At 35.0% G+C, this 428-nt stretch carries 1 protein-coding gene; it reads left to right on the forward strand.

The window, feature by feature from the left end; all coding sequences use genetic code 11:
• Positions 1 to 428, forward strand: a 428-nt coding sequence (locus EAS64_RS48135; protein WP_222850051.1) for a mannitol dehydrogenase family protein, incomplete at both ends; no start/stop codon positions are given.

The following is a 428-nucleotide window of genomic DNA, read 5'->3' on the forward strand; positions in this document are numbered from 1 at the left end:
TGAGTAAAAATGGATTTGATATTCACTTTGTTGACACAAATAAATCTATAATTGACGAACTTAATAATCGGCATTCCTATGAAATTGGGATTGCAAGTAGTGAACATGAAAAAATTTCTGTAAAAGCTGTCTCTGGTATTAACAATAGTGAGAATCCTGAGGCAGTCATTGAAGCAATTGCAAAAGCTGATATTCTAACAACAGCGATTGGTCCTAATGTCTTGCCTTATATTGCTGAGCTTATTGCAAAAGGACTTCAGAAACGTAAGGAAGAAAAGGTTCAGAGCCCGTTAGATATTATTGCCTGTGAGAATATGATAGGGGGCTCTGAATTTTTGGAAGAAAAAGTGTCCGATTATCTGTCGGAATCTGATAAACTTTATCTTTCTAAATTTATTGGTTTTCCTAATGCTGCAGTTGACCGTATT

The sequence above is a fragment of the Trebonia kvetii genome, from assembly GCF_007827045.1.
In the GTDB taxonomy this organism is placed as follows: Bacteria; Actinomycetota; Actinomycetes; order Streptosporangiales; family Streptosporangiaceae; genus Trebonia; species Trebonia kvetii.